This window comes from Pseudomonas alloputida (assembly GCF_021283545.2).
GTDB lineage: Bacteria > Pseudomonadota > Gammaproteobacteria > Pseudomonadales > Pseudomonadaceae > Aquipseudomonas > Aquipseudomonas alloputida.
Genome location: NZ_CP128540.1, coordinates 5,358,526 through 5,379,861, shown reverse-complemented (window position 1 = coordinate 5,379,861; position 21,336 = coordinate 5,358,526). Strand labels below are relative to the sequence as shown.

Annotated in this window: 17 protein-coding genes; 5 read left to right on the top strand and 12 right to left on the bottom strand. The window is 62.2% G+C overall.

Annotated elements, in window-relative coordinates:
- Window positions 1–7 precede the first annotated feature (7 nt).
- The 10 genes from LU682_RS24985 to yaaA all read right to left on the bottom strand — a co-directional run bounded on the left by LU682_RS24985 (window position 8) and on the right by yaaA (window position 14,341).
- Window positions 8–1,465, bottom strand: a complete 1,458-nt coding sequence (locus LU682_RS24985) for an MBOAT family O-acyltransferase (RefSeq protein ID WP_010952409.1) — start codon at window positions 1,463–1,465, stop codon at window positions 8–10.
- Between the two features lie 141 nt (window positions 1,466–1,606).
- Window positions 1,607–2,710, bottom strand: coding sequence for a mannuronate-specific alginate lyase (locus tag LU682_RS24980; protein ID WP_232885692.1), 1,104 nt, complete (start codon window positions 2,708–2,710; stop codon window positions 1,607–1,609).
- Between the two features lie 8 nt (window positions 2,711–2,718).
- A complete protein-coding gene (locus LU682_RS24975; protein ID WP_010952411.1) occupies window positions 2,719–4,158 on the bottom strand; it encodes an alginate O-acetyltransferase AlgX-related protein in 1,440 nt (479 codons plus the stop codon).
- Window positions 4,159–4,171: 13 nt separating this feature from the next.
- Window positions 4,172–5,731, bottom strand: coding sequence for a mannuronan 5-epimerase AlgG (gene algG, locus LU682_RS24970; protein WP_003251754.1), 1,560 nt, complete (start codon window positions 5,729–5,731; stop codon window positions 4,172–4,174).
- Window positions 5,732–5,753: 22 nt separating this feature from the next.
- The gene (locus LU682_RS24965; RefSeq protein ID WP_010952413.1) at window positions 5,754–7,232 is read right to left on the bottom strand and encodes an alginate export family protein; all 1,479 of its coding nucleotides are present in this window, start codon (window positions 7,230–7,232) and stop codon (window positions 5,754–5,756) included.
- A complete protein-coding gene (gene algK, locus LU682_RS24960) occupies window positions 7,229–8,662 on the bottom strand; it encodes an alginate biosynthesis TPR repeat lipoprotein AlgK (protein ID WP_049587327.1) in 1,434 nt (477 codons plus the stop codon). Before algK ends, LU682_RS24965 begins: the two co-directional genes overlap by 4 nt.
- Before the next feature lie 10 nt (window positions 8,663–8,672).
- Complete coding sequence (locus LU682_RS24955; RefSeq protein ID WP_010952415.1) at window positions 8,673–9,839, bottom strand: PilZ domain-containing protein; 1,167 nt, start codon at window positions 9,837–9,839, stop codon at window positions 8,673–8,675.
- Between the two features lie 37 nt (window positions 9,840–9,876).
- Complete coding sequence (locus LU682_RS24950; protein ID WP_232857031.1) at window positions 9,877–11,358, bottom strand: glycosyltransferase family 2 protein; 1,482 nt, start codon at window positions 11,356–11,358, stop codon at window positions 9,877–9,879.
- Window positions 11,359–11,444: 86 nt separating this feature from the next.
- Window positions 11,445–12,761: a nucleotide sugar dehydrogenase gene (locus LU682_RS24945; protein WP_010952417.1), complete on the bottom strand. Its 1,317-nt coding sequence runs from the start codon at window positions 12,759–12,761 to the stop codon at window positions 11,445–11,447.
- An 800-nt stretch (window positions 12,762–13,561) separates the two neighbouring features.
- On the bottom strand, window positions 13,562–14,341 hold the full coding sequence (gene yaaA / locus LU682_RS24940) for a peroxide stress protein YaaA (RefSeq protein WP_010952418.1): 780 nt from the start codon (window positions 14,339–14,341) through the stop codon (window positions 13,562–13,564).
- Between the two features lie 137 nt (window positions 14,342–14,478).
- Here yaaA and LU682_RS24935 point away from each other — a divergent pair, with 137 nt between their 5' ends.
- The 5 genes from LU682_RS24935 (at window position 14,479) to moaE (ending at window position 18,642) form a co-directional block, all read left to right on the top strand.
- Complete coding sequence (locus LU682_RS24935; protein WP_049587329.1) at window positions 14,479–15,606, top strand: polysaccharide deacetylase family protein; 1,128 nt, start codon at window positions 14,479–14,481, stop codon at window positions 15,604–15,606.
- Window positions 15,607–15,887: 281 nt separating this feature from the next.
- A complete protein-coding gene (locus tag LU682_RS24930; RefSeq protein WP_003251772.1) occupies window positions 15,888–17,282 on the top strand; it encodes a PhoH family protein in 1,395 nt (464 codons plus the stop codon).
- A gap of 195 nt (window positions 17,283–17,477) precedes the next feature.
- Window positions 17,478–17,948 (top strand): cyclic pyranopterin monophosphate synthase MoaC, encoded by a 471-nt coding sequence (gene moaC, locus LU682_RS24925; protein WP_003251775.1) that lies wholly within the window; start codon window positions 17,478–17,480, stop codon window positions 17,946–17,948.
- Window positions 17,948–18,193, top strand: coding sequence for a molybdopterin converting factor subunit 1 (gene moaD, locus LU682_RS24920; protein ID WP_003251777.1), 246 nt, complete (start codon window positions 17,948–17,950; stop codon window positions 18,191–18,193). The genes moaC and moaD overlap by 1 nt, the downstream gene beginning before the upstream one ends.
- 2 nt (window positions 18,194–18,195) lie before the next feature.
- Complete coding sequence (gene moaE, locus LU682_RS24915) at window positions 18,196–18,642, top strand: molybdopterin synthase catalytic subunit MoaE (protein WP_010952421.1); 447 nt, start codon at window positions 18,196–18,198, stop codon at window positions 18,640–18,642.
- Between the two features lie 193 nt (window positions 18,643–18,835).
- Here moaE and rhlB read toward each other — a convergent pair whose 3' ends face one another.
- Both rhlB and LU682_RS24905 read right to left on the bottom strand, forming a co-directional pair.
- The gene (rhlB, locus tag LU682_RS24910; RefSeq protein WP_010952422.1) at window positions 18,836–20,278 is read right to left on the bottom strand and encodes an ATP-dependent RNA helicase RhlB; all 1,443 of its coding nucleotides are present in this window, start codon (window positions 20,276–20,278) and stop codon (window positions 18,836–18,838) included.
- Between the two features lie 100 nt (window positions 20,279–20,378).
- Window positions 20,379–21,035 (bottom strand): alpha/beta hydrolase, encoded by a 657-nt coding sequence (locus tag LU682_RS24905; protein ID WP_010952423.1) that lies wholly within the window; start codon window positions 21,033–21,035, stop codon window positions 20,379–20,381.
- Window positions 21,036–21,336: the final 301 nt, after the last annotated feature.

Sequence of the window (21,336 nt, the reverse complement as noted above, 5' to 3'; positions counted from 1 at the left end):
ATCAACCTCAGAACTGGAAGTAAAGGAACGGCGAGTAGCTTTGCGCCGAAAGCTTGAGGATCGAGGCGACGAACAGCAGCAGGATCAGTGCGCGGGTCATCACCCGGGTCCAGTCCAGGCCGATCGAGCCGTCAGCGTTGACCTGCACCGGGGTCGCCTTGGGCGTCGGCCTGGCATTGCGGTAGAAGTCGCGCAGGCCGAAGAACGCCAGGGTGAGGTAGGCGATGACCAGGGTGGCCACCTGCAGACCGGTGAGCTGGGCGCGGTTGAGCTCCGACAGCTGCCAGTCGCCGAAGCTGAACATCGCGCCGTACATACGGGCGGCCACATGCAGGTTTTCGGCGCGGAAGATCACCCAACCGACTACCACCAGCAGGAAGGTGAAGGCCCACTTCACCGGGTTGAAGCGCTGCGGGTTGGTGTCGAGGCCCAACGCGCGCTCGATGGCCAGCCACATGCCGTGCCAGGCGCCCCAGATGATGTAGGTGAAGTTTGCACCGTGCCACAGGCCGCCCAGCAGCATGGTCAGGAACAGGTTGCGGTAGGTATTGAAGGTGCCTTTGCGGTTACCGCCCAGGGTGATGTACAGATAGTCGCGCAGCCAGGTCGACAGGCTGATATGCCAGCGCCGCCAGAACTCGGTGATCGACTGGCTGATATAGGGCTGCTTGAAGTTTTCCATGAAGCGGAAGCCCATCATCAGGCCCAGGCCGATGGCCATGTCGCTGTAGCCGCTGAAGTCGAAGTACAGCTGTGCGGTGTAGGCCAGGGCGCCGAGCCAGGCATCGCCCGTGGTGGGGTTTTGCAGGGCGAAGCAGTGGTCGGCGACCACGGCCAGGGTGTCGGCGATGAACACTTTCTTGATGAAGCCCTGCATGAAGCGGGTGCAGCCTTCGGAGAACTTGTCCAGGGTGTGGGTGCGGTTGTTGAACTGGTCGACCAAATCCTTGAAGCGCAGCACGGGGCCTGCGATCAGGTGCGGGAAAATCGCCACGAACGCTGCGAAGTCGATCAGGTTGCGGGTAGCCGGGGTGTCACCGCGGTATACGTCGATGATGTAGCTGATCGACTCGAAGATGTAGAACGAGATACCGATCGGCAGCAGCACGTGGGTCAGAATGAATGGCTCCAGGCCAAACGACGTCATGATCGCGTTCAGGCTGTCGACGCCGAAGTTGGCGTACTTGAAGTAGCCGAGGATTGCCAGGTCGACACCCACGCCGAGCAGCAGCCAGCGCTGCGCAGGCTTGGTGCGCACACCGGCGGCACCGACTTTCAGGCCGATCCAGTAGTTCCACAGGGTGACGCCGGCGAACAGTGCCAGGAAGTCCACCCGCCACCAGGCGTAGAAGATGTAGCTGGCGACCAGCAGCAGCAGGTTGCGATAACGTTGCCCGCTCAAGTAGTACAGGCCGAGGAAGATCGGCAAGAACAGGAACAGGAACACGTTGGACGAGAAGACCATCCCGGTTCTCCTAATTTGTTCACAGCATCCAGGGCAAAGCGCCCCCCAAACCCCCCAGTGCAAGGCTGGAAGGCAACTTAGATCCCTGTGGGAGCGGGCAAGCCCGCTCCCACAGGTTCCGCCCCCGCAATGGGGGTCAATTCATTTCTTGCTCTCTGCACTCGGGTCGTAGACCCGCGTCACATCGCCGCCCAGCCGGAAGCTGTTGAACGGCTGCATGTCGTGCTTGCGCTCAAGCGTGTCGCCAACGCAGTGGTACAGCGCACACCAGGGCTCGAGCCAGGAGTACTTGCTGTCAACCTTGAGGTCGGTCATGTCCTGTTTCTTGCCCGCCCGCGCCTTGAAGTGGCTGGGGTCGCGGGCGCCGGCCAGCACGCCTTCACCCAGGCGCTGCAAGGCGAAGTTGTTCTCGGCGCGCAGGTCGACGCCATTGGCCTGGGCGAAGCTGGCAATCATCGCCAGCGGCGGCAAGGCGTAGTTGTGATAGGCCAGCGCGCGCTGCTGGCGCTTGATTTCGTTGGGCAGGAAGCCCTGGTCATCCACCTGGTTGGCGCCGACCTTGTATTCCTTCACGGCCCAGTCGAACAGGTCGCGACGGTCGGTGGCGACGGCGGTAGCCATGACCGACCAGGCCGCCCAGTAGCTGTGGTTGTTTATCTTCTCCAGCGGCAGGTCGCTCCAGTCACGCACAGTCTGCTCGGCCAGGCGGGTGAGCCATTTTTCGATCAGGTCGGCCTCGGCCTGGTGTGCGGCCAGCGGCTGCGAGTTGGAGAATTTCAGCCGCAACCATGAACCGCTCATGCTGCCCAGCGCCCATTTGCGCATCGACTTGCCGGTATGGTTGTAGTCGGTGGACAGCAATGCACCGGCGCGTGCCCAGGTGCCCAGCCACGTCAGGGTGCAGTCGAGTTGCGCCGGGCGGCCGTCGCGCATGTACTGGCCGACCATCTTGCTCACGCCTTTCTCCAGCGTGGTGATGTCTTCGGTCGACTTGCGGAAGGCCTTTTCCGAGGCAGCGTTGAGCGTTGCCCGTGCCTTGTCCGAGCCTTCGTACTTGCTGCGAAACTGCAGCGGGCCGGTGTATGGCTGGGGCGCCGCTTCGCAGCGGAAATTACCATCACCGGCCTTGAGCTTTTCGATCCCCTGGTAGTAACCCTGCGGCGGTACCAGCGCGGCGTGCGCGGCACCACCAAACAAGGCCAACGCGAGCAGGGCGGGGCTGGAAATTCGTTTGAAAAGGGTCATGGGTCGCCTCACTGGCCTGCCTGCGCGGTCTGCGCAGGCACGGCGAAGTTGTTGCGTTTGCAGAGCTTGGCTTCGACCTTCTGGGTGCCGCTTTCCGGCCCCTGTACCTCGAACGCGAGCAGGCGCTGGCTGGCCCAGTCCTCGTCTTCGCGCATCTGGAAGACGAAGCGGCCGTCGGTGTCGGAGGTTTCCGGTTTTTCCAGCTTGATGTCCTCGTGGCGGCCGTTGAGGTACCAGAGGGTGGCCTGCAACACCTTCACCGAGGGATCTTCGAACTTGACGTCCATCTGCAGGTTGCGGTTGATCAGGTCTTTGATCACGCCGCCCTTGCCGTTGACCATCAGCTCGTTCTTGCCAGGCTTGAGGGTGGTGCTGGCGCTCATCAGGGCTGGGCGGTCGTCGCAGCCGTCGTCGAGCAGGCCAAGGATTTGCCGCCAGATGGTTTCCTGGTCCAGGCGGTACAGCGGGGAGAATTCCCAGATCAGGATCTTCGGCGGGTTCTTCTGGAATTCCTCGCTGCCCAGGTACTGGATCATCGACCCTTCCAGGCCACCGCCTGGGAAGGCGACGTTGAGCACGTCGGCGCCGATGTATTGCTCGAGGAAGCCCGAGAAGTTGTAGTTCTTGCCGCTGTGGCTGGTACCGACCAGGGTGATCTGCGCATTGCCGCTGTCACCGAACAGGTCGTCGCCACCGCTCGCGCCTTTCGGCTCGGTGGCGAACTGGTCCATGTACTGGACGGCGTAGCTGGTGCCGCACAGTTGGCCGGCAACGTTGTGCAGGGTGCCGGTCTTGCCCATGCGCCCGGACTTCCTGGTCTCGAATTCCTTGCGCGGGATGCCTTCGAAGGCCGGCATCTTGTGCACGGTGTCGGCCACGATCTTCGCCGCGCGCTCGGCACCGTACGGCGTCCAGTGCTGGTCGCCACGGAAGTAGAAGTCCTTGCCCTGGTCAGCGGCGGCCAGTTGCTCGTTGGTCAGCGGTGACAGGTCGGGCACGTTGTAACCCATGCTGGCGAAGCGCTTGAGCATGGCCTGGTAGTTGCCCAGGGCCTTCTGGTAGTCGAACGCGGCTTTTTCCGCCGGGTTGAGCATGTTGCGGTTCACCAGGCCGCGGGTCGGCTGGTACACCACCACCAGTTCCACGCCACGTTTCTTGAACGCGTCGTGCACTTGCTGCAGGCGTTTGTAGCCGGCTGGGGTGGTGTTGAACTCGGTGCGCAGGTCTTCGCGGGTGCGGAACAGCCAGTCGCCCTGGGCCTGCACCAGCGTGGTGAAGTTTTGCTGATAGCGGGTGGTGTAGCGGCTTGCATCGTGCGCTTCAGGGCACAACTGGCAGCAGGGCTCGGCGCTGAAGGTCGGGGCCTTGACGTCTTCGGCGCGCACGCCCTGGCTGATTGCCAGAAGGGCGGCGGACAGGCCCAGCAGTTTCATCAGGTGTGGAGTCATGGTCTGGGCTTCCTTAATCGATCATTTCGGTCTGGCGTTCGACCGGGTCGATCAGCACAGCCTTCTGCTGGCGTACCAGCAGGTCGAGGATTTCGTCCTGGCGCTCGCCCAGCACACCATTGAGGCTGATGCCGCTGGCCTTGCGCGGGGCGAGCATGGACACCTTGTACAGCTCGACCGACAGCGGCGAGTCGATCGACAGCGGGCCGGAGCCGTTGGCCGACAGCTCGCCACCCACCACGATCAGCGACACCTTGGTGTCGAACGGGTCGAGGGCGATGTCGCGGTCGGTGTCGGACAGGTCTTTGATGTGGCCGTATACGCCGACCAGTCCGTTGGCCATGGCGACGTTTTCGTACAGGCGGATGTTCACGCTGTTACGCACGCGGATGCCGTGGCGGCGGTTGTTGACCAGCTTGTTGCCCCAGATCAGGTTGTCGCCGCTTTCGTACAGGGTGATGCCGTCGGTGTGGTTGCGGTAGATCTCGTTGTAGGCCACCAGGTTGTTGACGCTGTTACGGTCGATCACCACGCCTGAGAGCTTGTTGTCGTAGCTCTTGTTGTTGATGATCCAGCTGTCGTTGACCTCACGCGAAACGATGATGCCGTGCTTCTTCTTGGTGCCGTACACCGTGTTGCCGGCGATGATCAGGCGATGCGAACGGTCGTGTGGGTCGATGCCGTAGACGATGTTGTCGCGGTAGGTACTGTCCTTGATCACGAAGTCCTGGGTTTCGTAGCAGTAGAAGCCGTACCACATGTCGCTGAACTCCGAACCGATGATCCAGCCGGTGGGCTCCGGGCGGCCCATGCGCTTGGCCATGTTCGGCGTGTACTGCGAGATGCTCACGCCATACGACTTGGACTTGGCGTAGCCGAAGCTGGCCATCTTCGTATTGACGATGTAGGTCTCGGTGCCGCCCCACGACAGCAGGAACGGGCGGAATTCCTTGGGCGAGCGGAAGGTCGCCGGGCCGTTGTCCTTTTCCCGCCAGCCGGTCACCTGGGTGTCGGTTACGAACAGCTTGCCGTCATTGACCAGAAATGCGCCGCCCTCCTGGGACAGGCGCAGCTGTTTGACCTTGCCGTCGATCTCGAGGATGCCCTTTTGCCCGACCACGATCGGCAGGCGGGCCAGGTAAACCCCTGGCTCGACTTCGCTGAAGTACTGTTTGGGCACCTTCTTGCTCAACTCGGTCAGGTCGACATGGCCGTCATCGACGAAGATCGCCTGCGGAATGCCGTGCTGGCGCTGCACCCACTCGGCGGCCTTGTTGTCGCCGCCGACGAACTCCTTGAGGGTGTCCTCCTGGAACATACGGCGCAGGCTGACCTTGCCCTTGTGGCGGCGGTCGATTTTCTTCTGCACCGCCTCGGCCGTGAAACCGGTGAGGTCGGGCAGCTTTGGCGGGTCCATCTGCAGCGGTTCGATCGGTGCGCTGGCCACCGTATAGGTCTTGGCCTGCTGCAGCTCCTTGGCGATCACCTGGGGCTCTGCGGCAGTGGCCAGGCCGCTTGCCAGCAGCAAGGCACTGGCCAACAGGCTGTGACGTAAGTGCGGGTGAAGGTTCATCACGGTCAGTCCCCTACCGGCCTCAGAAGCGCCAGATGACGTCGACGAAGGCGCGGTGCATGTACGAGTCCGTTTCCTTGCCGTAGGCGTCGCCCGGCTTGAATACACCGGCACGCAGGCGCACCAGGGCTGACGGCTCGTCGATTGCCTGGCTCATCGAAGCCGGCAGCAGGCCTTGCTTGAAGTACTTGGTCACGACCACGTCCATTTCCTGGCCAAGGTCCTTCTCGCCGTCGACCAGCTGACGGTTCACGCCGTTGTCGTCGACCACCGCGTTGATGCCGCTGGAGCCAATGTTCTGGTTGCCATCGACCCGCCAGAATTTGTGGTAGATCAGGCTGGCGTCGTAGTCGTCGCGCAGCTGCCACGAAGCGAACAGGGTGGCGGCCTGCAGGTTGCCCAGTTCGCCGCGGAACGCTTCGCCGAAGCGGTGCACGCGCGAGCGGGTGCCGGTGAAGTTGGAGCGGTTGCTCTCCAGGCCGGTCTGCTCGAAGTTGTTCGAGCCGTCATCGCCGCCGCCGCCGCTACCGCGGGCGTACGCAGCGCCGACCTGCCATTGCGGGTCCAGGCGCAGGCGGATACCGAGGTCGGTTGCCCAGGCGTTGACGTCACCGCTCTGCTTGCCGGTGGCGACCTGGTCGTCACCCACCTGCTGGGTGCTCAGCTTGTCGCGGTCACCGGTCAGCCAGGTGACGCTGCCCCAGTAATTCACGGTGTGGTCGTTGCGCCAGTTGTAGGCGTCGCTGTTGGCCTCCAGGCCCAGCCAGGTAAGGTCGCCAGTGCGGGTCTTGTCCAGCGCGTCGACCGTTTCGCCGGGGTTCTTCAGGCTGCCGCTGTCATGTGTGTGGTGAGCGCGCAGGCCAACCCAGTGGCCAGGGGTCCACTGTGTGGCGACGTTGCCGTAGATGTGGGTGCGGTCCTTGTCTTCCGGCGCCAGTTCGGTGAGATCGGTGCGGTATTCGCTGAATCGCTGGGCGACGCCCAGGTCGGCCTTGAGCAAGGTGGTATCGAAGGTCCAGTTCAGCGCTTCGATGTTGGTATCGCGCCACATGCCATCGTCGCTGCGCAGGCGCTGGCGACCGAAGCGCAGTTGCTCGCCTGGGTAGGCGGTAAGGCCGCTGTAGCCGACCCAGAACTCGCGCATGGCCAGGTAGCTTTTGTCTGGTTGACGGCTGTCGTCGCCGGTGTCGGTGCTGGTGCCGTCGTCGTTCTGGCGCAAGGTGTCGGTTTCGATGGTGTCGGTCGCAGCGACCGCCTGGCCCATGGCGTAGGCACTCCAGTTACCGCGCTCGCCATACACCCACGGGCGCAGATCCAGGCCCAGGCCGTTGACGTCGCCGCCAGAGCGGGTGCCGAGGTCACGGTCGTCTTCCGACTGGCCGGTGATTTTCACGTCCAGGCCGAAGTTTTTTTCAGCGGTCATTTCCGCCAGGGTCGGGCAGGACCACAGCAGGGCGAAGCTCAGGCCGATGCCGGCTTTCACGAAGGGATTGAGCGTCATAGCGAGTCCTCACCGTCTACTTCTTTTTCGTCGTCTTGCAGGGCTTCGAGGGCCAGGGTGCTATTCGCGCCCTGCGCCAGGCTGCCGCGTGCACGCTTTTCCTGGTCCAGCAGTTGCTGGGCCTGGTTGCGCTGATCAGGTGTCAGTTGCTGGTCGAGCTGCTGCAGCAGTTCGGCTGATTGCGGCGTCGGGTTGGCCTGCGACAGCTGGGCGAACACCCAGGCGTTGCCCGGTTGCGGGCGGATGCCGTGGCCCTCGCTGAACAGCTGGGCCAGGGCATAGTCGGCGCTGTTCTGCCCGCCACGGGCGGCGGCCAGCAGGTGGTCGACGGCCTTCTGCGGCTCGACATTGCCCAGGTAGCCGCGGCGGTAAAGCTGGCCCAGGTAGTAATGGGCGCTGATCTCACCGGCTTCGGCAGCAGCTTGCAGGTGCTGCTCGGCTTTTTGAGCGTCGGCTGGCAGGGTTTTGCCTTCGTAGTACAGACGGCCCAGCAGCAGTTCGGCGCGGGGTTGTTCAGCTTCGCGGCCTTTGTCGATGTAAGCCATCAACTGGTCGGTGTCGCCCAGTTCGGGGAAGTCGTATACCAGCTGTGCCAGGCTGACCCAGGACGCCGGGTTGGCCGGGGCTACTTGCTCGAGCAGCTCCTTGGCGGTTTTTTCGTCGGTCTGGCCAAGGCTGCGATCGGCCAGCACCCGGGCCACGCTGTCAACCCGGGTGGCCGGTACGGCGCCACGGGCATAGGCGGATTTCAGCTGGCCGAGCAGGGCGGCTTGCTGATCGGCCTGGCCACGTTTCTGGTACACGGTGGCCAGTTCGACGTAGCAGATGTCGGTGGTGTTCAGCGCGGCCTTGCAGATCTTTTCCACTTCACCCAGGTGCTGGTCATAGGTGCCCTGGGTGCGGTACAGCAGCACCTGGGCCAGGCCCGCTTCCGGGTTGCCGGCGGCGCGCCACTGGTCGATCTGCTGCTGCGCGTTGACCTTGGGGAAACTCTGCGGGTAGCTGAGGTAGAGCATTGCCAGCGGAATCAGGGTATTGCTTTGGCCCTGTTTCGCGGCCTGCTTGAGCAGGGTTTCGGCTTCCTCACGTTCGGCCTGGGTGCTGTCCGGCTTGGCCACCAGCAGGCGGCCAAGGCGCGCTTGGGCGCGTGGCGACGTGGCGGCCGCAGCGCGATAGGTGGCCTCGGCTTCCTTGATTTGCGAGGGGTCGCGGGTGGCCACCTTGATGTCCGCCAGGCCGACTTGCGCTTCGCTGTAGCCCAGGTCGGCCAGCGCCTTGTAGTTGCGCTCGGCCAATGCCGTGTCACCGCGCTTCAGGGCCTCGTTGGCCAGGCGCTGGTCGGGCAGGCCGGCACAGCCGGCCAGGGTGATGGCGGCGGCCAGTGCACACAACCCCAGGTTCACGCGGACCTTGTAGGTATCAGAGATCATTGTCCGTCCCTCACAGGCCACGGGCCACGGCTTTGTCGATCAGCCAGTTCAGCGATGGGCCGCGGTCGCTGTTGACCGAGGCCGGGCGGCCGGCCAGTTCGGCGGGCAGGCCAGTGTCTGGCTTGATCTGCACGCGGATGTCGGAGGACAGGTCTTCGCTGTTGAGGCTGGCGCTGCTGACGATCTGACCGGTGCGCACTTCGTCTTCGCCGGCCACCTGGAAGTTGACCCGGGTACCCGGCTTGACCTCGTCGAACTGGCGGTAGCTGAAGCGCGCCTCGACCATCGGGGTGGTGGTGCGTGGGATCAGCTGGAAGATCGGCTGGCCCTTGGCGGCGTACTGGCCGTCGTCCACCAACTGGCGCGCGACCACGCAATCGCAGGGGCTGGTGAGGGTGCCGGACAGCTGCTTGCCAAACAGTTCCTCGATCTTCGCCGGCTCCAGCTGTGCGTCTTCAAGGTTGCCCTTGAGCATGTCCAGCATGCTGGTGGTGAAGCTGGCCAATGGCGCGCCCTTGGCGATCTGCCCACCGCTTTCGACCAGGCTGCTTACGGTACCGTCGCGCGGCATGGTGACGTTGGTGGTCGGCACTGCGACCACACCGGCTTCGGCGTGGCTGACGAAATACATGCCATACAACGATTTGGCGACGAAGCCGAAGGCCGCAACGCCGACCACGAACACGCCCAGAGTGACGGTGACTGCCTTGAAGCGGCCGAAGGCGCTCAGGCCCGACCCACCGTCCTTCTGCTTGCGCGCCTTGGTGAAGTTGTCACGCTGCAGGGTGCTGAGGACGTCGCCGATGCTGATCAGCTCACCCGACAGGTGGCTGGTGATGATGTGCCGCAACGTGGCGATGTCGCGAGGTTCAAGGTTCTGGAACTGCGCACCGATACGGCCATTGTCCGGGTTGTACGAGCGCACCTGGAACTCGATGTCGATCGACAGGCCCAGGTTGTCGACCACGAACTGCAGGCGCCCGCGCAGCACATCGCCCACCGACTGCGGTTGCTTGGTGTGGAAGCTCAGACCGCCGGCAGAAAGGTCTTCGACCTTGACTTCGTGGACCTGGCGCTGGGCGTCCAGGAACCGCAGCTTGGCGGGAATGCGTACCCGGGCGTGTTGGCGCTGGGCTTCGGACTCATGCACGACATTGACGTTCACGGCGGTATTCATGGTGGTTTGTTCCTGTTAGATCCGATCCGGGTTGGGCTCACACGACCATGAACAGCACAGCAACGAAGATGCTGGCAGCCGAGAAGGTCATGGTCCGCGAGGACCAGGTGTTGAACCATTGTTGAAAGCTGGCGAGGTCACGCTTGAGGGCAGTGGGCTGACGCGTCCACGACTGCTTGTCGAGGCGGAAGAACACGTAGATCTTCATCAGCGCGCCGATGATCTGGTTGTAATAGAGAATCAGCGGGTAGGCCGGGCCTACGTTGTGGCCGGAGCACAGCAGCATGATGGTGAGGATCAGGCGGGTAATGCCGATCCACAGCAGGTACACCAGCAAGAAGGCCATGCCGAACTTGAGGCTGGCGATTACCGCCACGGTCAGGCCCAGCAGGCTGGTCCACATCGACACGCGCTGGTCGAACAACACGATGCTGGTGAACAGCCCCAGGCGACGCAGGCCAAGGCCCAGTGCCCGTGAGTTTTGCCGCAGGTTGTTGCCGTACCAGCGGTACATCAGCTTGCGGCTGGCCTTGAGGAAGCTTTTTTCCGGCGGATGCTCGACCGTGTTGATGGCGGCGTCCGGCACGTAGAAGGTGTCGTAGCCCAGGCGCATCAGGCTGAACCAGCTGGACTTGTCGTCCCCGGTAAGGAACTTGAAGCGGCCCAGGCGCCAGTGCATCAGCGAGTCGCTTTCGACGTCGGCGATGAACTCGGGGTTGGTCACCACGCTGGCGCGGAACATCGACATGCGCCCGGTCATGGTCAGTACGCGCTTGGACAGGGCCATCGAGCACATGTTGATGTGGCGCTGGGCGAAGCGCAGCTTGTGCCACTCGCTCATGATGTAGCCGCCACGCACTTCGCAGAATTCATTGGTGGTCAGGCCGCCTACATTGGGGAACAGCTTGAACCACGGCACGGTCTTGCGCACCACGCCGTCGGCCAGCACGGTGTCACCGTCGATCACCGCCACCACGGCGTTCTCGTCCGGCAGCATGCGCGAGATGGCGCGGAAGCCGTAGGCCAGGCCATCACGCTTGCCGGTACCGGCGATACGCACGATGTCCAGCTTCACGTGGGCCGGCGGGTTGTACTTGGCCCACAGGCTCTTCACCAGCAGTTCATCGGACATTTCCACCAGCGAGCAGACCACGGTGGTGGGGAAGCCGCAGTTGATCGCCTCGCGGATCACCGAGCTGTACACCTGGGCGGTGGTCAGCGCTTCGATACGGAAGCTGGTGACCATCAGGTAGACATGCGACGGGTCGGTGGCATTACCCATTTTCTGCACCTTGCGGCGCAGGTACGGGTACACGCCGTAGAGGAAGATCATGCCGCGGATGAAATGGGTGGCGCCCATGGAGTAGCGCCAGATGCCGACTGCGCCGACCAGGAAGATGAAGTGCTTAGACTGCGAGTCGAAGATATCAGCTGGCTGGGCCAGGGCGATCAGCATGAGCAGGCTCATGTAGAGCAGCCACCCGGCGCACTGCAACAGCACTGTCTGGAGCCTTTGCATGTTCAGCATCCGTCGAGAATTCGGGAAAGGGTGGGCAGCGAGGAGGCGGCTCTTGTCGAGTGCCTCATCGCTGCCCGGCCGGGCACTTACCAGCAGATGCCTTCGGTACGGGCGGTGGTGCTGGTCGGTTTGTTCATGAAGCCGACCAGGTCGATCACCTGCTTGCCGGCTGGCGCTTGCAGGGCCAGCGCACGGAACTGCTCGTCACGGTTGCCGAGGACGATGATGTCGGCGTTGTCGATCACCTGCTGCAAGTTGGCGTTGAGCAGCGACGACACGTGCGGGATCTTCGACTCGATGTAGTCCTTGTTGGCGCCGTGAACACGGGCGTACTGGACGTTCTCGTCGTAGATGTCCAGCTGGTAGCCCTTGCCGATCAGGCGCTCGGCCAGTTCCACCAGCGGGCTTTCGCGCAGGTCGTCGGTGCCGGCCTTGAAGCTCAGGCCCAGCAGGGCGACCTTGCGCTTGTCGTGGGCTTCGATCAGCTCGAAGGCGTTCTGCACCTGCGATTCGTTGCTGCGCATCAGCGAGTCGAGCAGCGGTGCACGGACATCGAGGCTGGCGGCGCGGTAGGTGAGGGCGCGTACGTCCTTGGGCAAGCAAGAGCCGCCGAAGGCAAAGCCAGGGCGCATGTAGTACTGGGACAGGTTGAGGACCTTGTCCTGGCAGACCACGTCCATCACTTCGCGGCCATCGACGCCCACGGCCTTGGCGATGTTGCCGATTTCGTTGGCGAAGGTGACCTTGGTGGCGTGCCAAACGTTGCAGGTGTACTTGATCATTTCGGCCACTTCGATCGGCTTGCGGATGATCGGGGCGTCGAGCTCTTCGTACAGGGCCTGGAGGATGTCACCGCTGGCGCTGTCCAGTTCGCCGATGACTGTCATCGGTGGCTGGTCGTAGTCCTTGATCGCGGTGCTTTCACGCAGGAATTCCGGGTTGACCGCCACGCCGAAGTCGACGCCGGCCTTCTTGCCCGAGCAGTCTTCGAGGATCGGGATGACCACGTTCTTGACGGTGCCAGGCAGTACGGTGCTGCGCACCACGATGGTGTGACGGCGGGTGGTGTCACGCAGCACGTAGCCGATTTCGCGGCACACGGACTCGATGTACTCCAGGCCCAGGTCGCCGTTTTTCTTGCTGGGGGTGCCCACGCAGATCATCGACACATCGCTGGCACGGATGGCTTCGGCGAAGTCGGTAGTGCCGCGCAGGCGGCCATTGGCGATGCCCTGTTGCAGCAGTGCTTCCAGGCCAGGTTCGACGATGGGCGACTTGCCCTGGTTGATCAGGTCGATCTTGGTGCTGGACACGTCCACACCGATCACTTCATGGCCACGCGCCGTCAGGCAGCCTGCACAGACTGCACCCACATAACCCAAACCAAAGATGCTGATACGCATCGCTATCACCTCATGTGTTTATCACGCCGACGCCTCCGCAGAGAGCCGGGCTGGGTTGATTAACAACAGTTTTCGGGCGCACGGATCCATGGCGAATGCACACTTCGCCGAGCGCAGGCAAAATAAATCCGGAACGCAAAAAGTTATGCGCTCAAAGTTGGCACTCAATAGCCATTCATTAAAAAACGTGCCCTGAAATGCAGCCGTCTTTATTGCAATGCGCTACTTGGCGCGTTGCTGTGCTTGTTTTTTCAAGTGAATAAATCCTTTGAAATCAACCACTAGGACGATTTGTAAGGGGCGCGTCTCTCCTGCATGGACAAGGTCTTCGGAGGTTTCCGTGATCCCTGTCGATTTTCTCATGGCGGGCAGTGGATACCCGCTGCTGTCATCTGTAAGTCATCTCTCACAGCCCGTAGGCAGGAAAATCGTTACGGCACTATGAGCGATTGGCTTTGGCAGAAGTTCCTGAGCCAGTTTCGCCCGAATGAAAGATTTCTAAATATTTATTCAGTTGCGGACAGTTTCAAATTGATAGCACGCGGGTGTTTCACCCCCGTGTATAAAGGACGTAACTGTTGCGAGATATTTTTATGCCAGCATCTGAAAAATTTTTTCAGAATTCGTCAAAAAAGGTATGAACGGTCTTATGGCGTTTGGCGATAAAGGGAGGTGCGACGGATTTTTGGCGTCGGATTCGTGGCGTGATGGCGGTTTGCAGCGTGCCCTGTTGCAGGGCAGAGGCGGATCACGGCGGCTGACCTCTTCGCGGCTTCAGCCGCGAAGAGGGCGTGACAGGCTCACTCCGCGGGGTGATCGCGCAGGAACACCAAATGGTCTGGCTTGGACTGCTCGGCACTGTAGTAGTACCCCTGAGCATCGAACTGCTTGAGCTGTTCCGGGGTGCTGATGCGCTGCTGGATGACGAAGCGGCTCATCATGCCGCGGGCTTTCTTGGCGTAGAAGCTGATGATCTTGTACTGACCGTTTTTCTGGTCCTTGAAGTCGACGTTGATTACCCGGGCCTTCAGTGCACTGCGTTTCACTGCACTGAAATACTCGTTACTGGCCAGGTTCAACAGCACGTCATCGCCTTGGTCGGCCAGGGCCTGATTCAGCCATTCGCTGATGCGCGTGCCCCAGAAGGCGTACAGGTCCTTGCCGCGGGCGTTGGCCAGCTTGGTGCCCATCTCCAGGCGGTAGGGCTGCATCAGGTCGAGCGGGCGCAGCAGGCCATATAGGCCCGAGAGCATGCGCAGGTGGCCCTGAGCGTAGCTGAAGTCGTCTTCACTCAGGCTCTCGGCATCGAGGCCGGTGTACACGTCACCCTTGAACGCCAGCAGCGCCTGCTTGGCATTGGCCGGGGTGAAGTCTGGGGTCCAGCTGCCAAAGCGCGCAGCATTCAGGCCGGCGAGCTTGTCGGACAGGTGCATCAGCTCGCTGATCTGCGCCGGCGACAGTTCGCGCAGCTGCTGGATCAGGGCCTGGGATTCATCCAGGTACTGGGGCAGGGTGAAACGCTCGGTCACTGGCGGGGTGTCGTAGTCGAGGGTCTTGGCGGGGGAAATCACCGTCAGCATCGGGTCGGCTCCTGGCATCGTTGGCCGAGGATTCTACGGGGTGGGCGGTACAAGTCCAAACTATGGCGACGATAGTCACAGCCCATGGTCGGTGCAGACGCTATAGTTCGCGTTTTGTCGTTGCGGAGCCTTCCACTGTGCGCATTGCTTCTGCCTTGCTGGCCGGCCTGCTGAGCCTGGCCGTGCAAGCCGCCCCTTCACCCCAGGTCAGCCTGGACCGCAGCCTGTGGCCCGAACAGCTGGACAGCCCGGCGCTGTTCGATGTGGCCTCTCGGGCAGAAATCCTTTCGTTCGCTCAAGCGCTGCACGAAAGCGAGTTGCTGGATGACGCAAGCCTGGCGGCCCGGCTGGGGTTGCGGCAGATCAATCTGCAGAAGGTGCGCCAGATTCGGGCGCGCATGTGGCAGCGGTTGTGGGAGGGGTATCAACAGGCGCAGCGCAGTTGTGAGCAGGATGCATCATTCTGCTACCCGGTTACGTCCATGGCGGAGTTGCGCACACAAGCGGCGACGTTCGCTGCCGATGTCGGTGCGTTCTATACCGGCTGGATCGAGCCGAGCCACCAGTTCCATGTCCGCTACCTGGACGAGCAACTGCGCAAGGCGGCGTTGCTGCCGCAGACCAGCAGCGAAATCGAGCGGCTGTCTTCGCGTGAGCGCAAGGGTGACGAACTGAACGACCGCATGTTCCTGCTGACCTTTGTCGGCGGGCCCGGGCCCGAGGGGGGCAGTACGGATCTACTCACCGATTACCTGCGCCGGCAAAAGCTCGAAGGCACGTTCTTCACGCTTGGTAACCGCTTGCAGCAACGCCGTGATGGTGCCTCGGCAAACGCCTTGCGCCAGCTCTATGACGGGCAGTGCGTGGGTATCCAGGGGTGGGAGTACCGCTCCCATGCGCAGTGGACCGACTGGCAGGATTCGCTGCGGCGCAGCCAGGCGCGGGTGCAGGCTGATCTACCCGAGCAGTATGTGCCGCTGTTCCGTCCACCTTATGGCCAGCGCCGGGCTGACGGCGAGGCGTTCATGGCCCGCCAGCAGTTGCGGGTATCGTTGTGGGACATCGATGCCCAGGATGACGGTGCATTGAGCGCAGAGGCATCCGCACAGCGCGTATTGACCCTGATGTTGTTGTGGCGCAAGGGCGTGATCCAGTTTCATGACAGCCTTCCCAAGGCGCAGCCGGCGGTGGATTGGCTGCTGCGCAATACCGCGCAAAGCGGCATCGGCTGGGAGGATTGCCGGGAATATGGATACCGCGAATAGAGGGTATGACTTCTGAGCGTAGTCCCCTCTGACGCTGGCGCCAAGGCCTCTTCGTCAATCGGAAAAATAAACTTCAAAAATGCGTAAAAGTGCTTTTTTCGGTCATGGTTTTTGCGGTATGAAGAAACCAGACAGCCGATTCCTGCAGCACAGGTGGCGTCATCCAGGCCCACCTAGCCAGGTTCGCTTCCCGCCCGTAACAACGCGGATACGGGGACAGCGGCAGTCACTCTGCGGCGTAACAGACCACGCCGTGTGGCTTCGACATAAGGTGACCGAGTATGGATGACCAAGGACGCAACCCTTCCTCCAGCAAGCCAATCCTGTATGTGCTCGATACCAACGTCCTGATTCACGACCCTAACGCGTTACTGAACTTCGAGGAGCACCATGTCGCCATCCCGATGACGGTGCTGGAGGAACTCGACAAGCTCAAGACCGGCAAACAGAGCATCGCCGCCGAATGCCGCCAGGCCATCCGCCTGATAGACCAGACCCTCGGTGACGCTTCGCCCAGCGATGTCGAGCAGGGCGTACCGATCCAGCGCAACAAGAGCGGCCCCAAGGGGTTCCTGTCCATCCTGATGACCCCGCGCAACGAGCCGAACAAGCTGCTGCCGGAAAACCTCAACGACAACATCATCATCAACCAGTTGCTCGAAGTCCGGGCCCGGCGCACCGACCTGGACGTCGTGCTGGTCACCAAAGACATCAACATGCGCCTGAAGGCGCGCGCTTGCGGTATAGCGGCTGAGGACTACAGCACCGACCAACTGGTCGATGACGTGTCCTTGCTGTCCAAGGGCTACCATTCGGTCACCGGCTCGTTCTGGGACCGCGTGAGCAAGGTCGATACCCGCCAGGAGCGCGGCCGCACCTGGCATCGGGTACAGATGATCGACAACCTGCCAGCCGTGCACGTCAACGAGTTCATCATCGATGAGCAGGGCTTCGTCGGGTGGATCAAGGGCATTCGTGACGACGAACTGCTGCTACTCGACCTGCACCAGGAGCCTTTGCTGCACCAGGAAGCCTGGGGCCTGAAACCACGCGACATTCATCAAAGCCTGGCGCTGTTCGCCCTGCTGGACCCGGATATCCACCTGGTGAACCTGACCGGCGCCGCCGGCTCCGGTAAAACCATCCTGGCACTGGCTGCGGCCATCGAGCAAACCATGGTCAGCAAGCGCTACCGGCGCATCATCGCCACCCGCAGCGTGCAGGGGCTGGATCAGGAGATTGGCTTCCTGCCGGGTACCGAAGCAGAGAAGATGGAGCCGTGGCTGGGCGCCATCACCGACAACCTCGAAGCCTTGCACATGGATGACGAAAGCACCCATGGCAGCGTCGAATACATCCTTGAGCGCGTGCCGCTGCAGTTCAAGTCGCTGAACTACATCCGTGGCCGTAGCTTCCAGCAGAGCCTGATCCTGATTGACGAGTGCCAGAACCTGACGCCGCACCAGATGAAAACCATCATCACCCGTGCCGGCTCCGGGTCCAAGGTGGTCTGCCTGGGTAACCTGGCGCAGATCGACACCCCCTACCTGTCCGCGACCAGCTCGGGCCTGACCTACCTGACCGAGCGCTTCAAGGACTTCCCCCATGGCGTGCACATCACCCTGCAGGGCGTGCCTCGCTCGGTGCTGGCCGAGTACGCCGAGTCTCATTTGTAAACCCTGTAGCCGGGCAGATTACTGCCCGGCCTCTTCGTGGACGCGCCCGTTCACAGGAACTCCACTTGATTCGAGGCCGTGGAGCTCCTGTGGGAGCGGGCGTGCCCGCGAAGAGGCCAAACCTGCCGACACATACCTCTGCTCAAACCTGACCCACAGGTTTACACTGCGAACTCCCTTCACAGGAGCAGAGCAGTGCTGACACATCTTGATTCCCAGGGGCGGGCCAACATGGTCGACGTCACTGAAAAGGCCGTGACCGAGCGCGAGGCTACCGCCGAGGCGCGGGTGCGCATGTTGCCGCAGACCTTGCAGATGATCGTCGACGGCGAACACCCCAAGGGTGACGTGTTCGCCGTGGCGCGCATTGCCGGGATACAGGCGGCGAAAAAAACCAGCGACCTGATTCCGCTGTGCCACCCGCTGATGCTCACCAGCGTCAAGGTCGAGCTCAGCGCCGAGGGGCAGGATGCCGTGCGCATCGTCGCCCGCTGCAAGCTGGCCGGGCAGACCGGTGTGGAGATGGAGGCGCTGACCGCCGCCAGCGTGGCCGCGCTGACGATCTATGACATGTGCAAGGCTGTGGATAAAGGTATGGTCATCGAGCAGGTGCGCCTGCTGGAAAAACTCGGTGGCAAGAGTGGCCACTACAAGGTGGAGGCGTGATGAAGGTCAAAGTGATGTACTTCGCCCGTTACCGCGAACTGTTGGGCGTGGATGCCGAGCGGGTGGAGGGGGCGTTCAAGGTGCTCGATGATGTGCGCCAGGCCTTGGTTGCCAAGGGCGGGCAGTATGAAGTGCTGGCCGAGCAGAACCTGATGTGCGCGCGCAACGAAGAGCTGTGCAAGCTCGATGAACCGCTGGAAGAGGGCGATGAAGTGGCGTTCTTCCCACCGGTGACCGGAGGCTGAACATGGCTGTGCGAGTGCAGGAAGGCGCGTTCGACCCGGGGGCTGAGACCAATGCCATGCATGCAGCCAATGTGGGCGTGGGCGCGGTGGTCGGTTTTGTCGGCTATGTGCGGGATTTCAACGATGGCCGCGAAGTGGCGGGGATGTTCCTCGAACACTATCCGGGCATGACCGAAAAGGCCCTGGCCAAGATCGTGGTCGAGGCCGAGCAGCGTTGGCCGCTATTGAAGGTGGAGGTGCTGCACCGCATCGGTGCGCTGGAACCGGGCGAACCGATTGTGTTCGTGGGGGTGGCCAGTGCCCATCGGCAGGCGGCGTTCGATGCCTGCAACTTCATCATGGACTACCTGAAGACCCGGGCGCCGTTCTGGAAGAAGGAGAATACTCAGGAAGGGCCAAGGTGGGTGGAGGGGCGGCAGAGTGACCAGGATGCGGCGGGGCGCTGGTAATCAAGGCGCCACCGGTCGCCTGTAGGAGCGGGTTTACCCGCGAAAGGGCCGGCCCTGCTGGCCAATCTCCACCCGCCGTTCACCGTTGCCGCCACTACCGTATTCGCGGGTAAACCCGCTCCTACAGGGGGGCTTGTGTGGCGATTGGGCCGCACAAGGCCGCTCCCACAGGGCGCGTGTAGCCCGCTGAAGGTCAGTGATGCTTGCGCGGCACCGGCTTGAGCAGTTCATCCGGCGGCATCTCGCACTTGATCTTGCGCCCCAGCAGCGCTTCGATCGCCGGCAGCTGATACGAGTCATCCTCACCGGCAAAGCTGATCGATACACCACTGGTGCCGGCACGGCCGGTACGGCCAATGCGGTGCACGTAGTCGTCAGGGTCTTCCGGCAGGGTGAAGTTGATCACGTGGCTGATGCCATCGATATGGATCCCACGCCCGGCCACGTCGGTGGCGACCAACACGGTGATGCGCCCTTCGCGGAAGCTCTCCAGGGTTCGGATGCGTTTGTGCTGCGGCACGTCGCCCGACAGCTGGGCCGCATTGATACCGTCGCGTACCAGCTTTTCCTCGATGCGCCGCACTTCGTCCTTGCGGTTGGCGAACACCATCACCCGTTCCCACTTGTTCTGGGTCACCAGGTTGTACAACAGTTTGTACTTGTCGCTGCCGGCCACCGCATACACGTGCTGCTCCACCGTTTCGCTGGCCACGTTCTCCGGCTCGATCTCGACGATGGCCGGGTTGGTGGTCCACTGCTTGGCCAGGTTCATCACATCGTCGGTGAAGGTGGCGGAGAACAGCAGGGTCTGGCGCTCGCTTTTAGGCGGTGTCTGACGAATGATTTGGCGGACCTGGGGGATGAAGCCCATGTCGAGCATACGGTCGGCTTCGTCAAGCACCATCACCTCGACCATGTCCAGGTGCACTTCACCACGCTGGTTGAAGTCCAGCAGGCGGCCCGGCGTAGCCACCAGAATATCGCAGTGGCGCGCTTCCAGGGCTTTGAGCTGCTTGTCGAAGTCCATGCCACCGACGAAGCTCATCACGTTCAGGCCGGTGTACTTGGTCAGGGCAGCGGCGTCCTTGGCGATCTGCACCACCAGCTCGCGGGTGGGGGCGATGATCAGCGCCCGCGGCTCGCCCATGTAGCGCTCTTTAGGCGGTGGCGTCTGCTGCAACTGGGAAATGATCGAGATCAGGAAGGCGGCCGTCTTGCCGGTGCCCGTCTGGGCCCGGCCGATGGCGTCCTGGCCACGCAGGGTGTAACCCAGGACCTGCGCCTGGATCGGCGTGCAGTACGGGAAGCCCAGGTCGTGGATGGCGTGCATCAGCTCGTTGGACAGCTTGAAGTCGTGGAAGCGGGTTTTGCCTTCCTGCGGCTCGACCACGAAGTCTTCGGGCTTCCACAGGCTGGCCTGTGGCTTGGGCTTGCGTTCGCGGCGCGGTTTGTCCTTGGCCGGTTGATCGGCAGGTGGCGTCGCGGCGGCAGGTTGCTCAGCCTTGGGGGCGGGGTTGGCATGGGGTGCGGCCGGTTTTGCCGCGGGCCGGGCTTCCGGCGTCACGCTGGCAGCAGGAGCGGCGGCTTGTGGTGCGGCCTCTCCCTTGCCGAATATTTTTCTGAGTGCTTTGAGCACGGTCGTCTCATCAACTGATTAAGGAATGTACGCCGGGCAGTGTAATGCAAGATCCGGGCGCGGCGTAGCGGAATACGCCCACAACTACAAGCGAGGCTGCCTATTGCAGCTGCTTGCTCAGCCAGTCGTGGATATCGTTCAGTTCTTCGACCACCACTTCGTGTTCCATCGGGTATTCGTACCAGCGGGCAGCGACGCCCCAGGTGTTCAGGTACTCGAAGGCGGTACGGCCCATGGACGGGATGACCACCGAGTCATGCACGCCATGCAGGCACAGGGCCGGGGTGCGTTGCTGGCAGGCACTCAACTGGTGCTGGTCATTGAAGGTGGGGGCATAGGTGGACAGGGCGATCACCCCGCCCAGTGCTTCCTGCCACTTTATATAGGCAGTGTGCAGCACCACCGCGCCGCCCTGGGAGAAGCCGGCCAGGAAGATCCGCGTCAGGTCGATGCCTTTGGCCTGTTCGGCCTTGATCAGGGCAACCACCTGCTCGGCAGATTCTTCCAGCTGCGCTTCGTCGATGGCACGGGCCGGGGTCATGGCCTTGATGTCATACCAGCTGGGCATGGCATAGCCGCCGTTGATGGTCACGGGGCGGGTCGGTGCCTGGGGCATGATGAAGCGTGTGCTGAGCAAGCGCTCCTGCATGAATTCGGCCACAGGTAGGAAGTCGTAACGGTCGGCCCCCAGACCGTGCAACCAGATCACACAGGCGTCAGCGGTTTTCTGTGGTTCGAGAATCAGCGGGTTGGTCATGACTGCTCCGAAAGTGTGCGGGTCTTGTTATGGCGTGCGTGAAAAGAAAGCACCGGAAATGATTGTCGGAAAAAGAATGTCGCAACGATACAACTTTTCCTACTTGACGAGCGCTTAAACGCTACAGCCAGAAAATTTGGTACGCGGTTTGCAACTAAACCTGTGATGCAAAGGGCAGGCCGTGACGGTAACACCCTCTGCACGCGAAGGCTGTCACAGAACAGTCCATTGCGCCAATTGACCCAATAACAAGCCAATACGGGTCGGATACGCCTCAAAAGGGTGCGGTGCAATTCCGGCT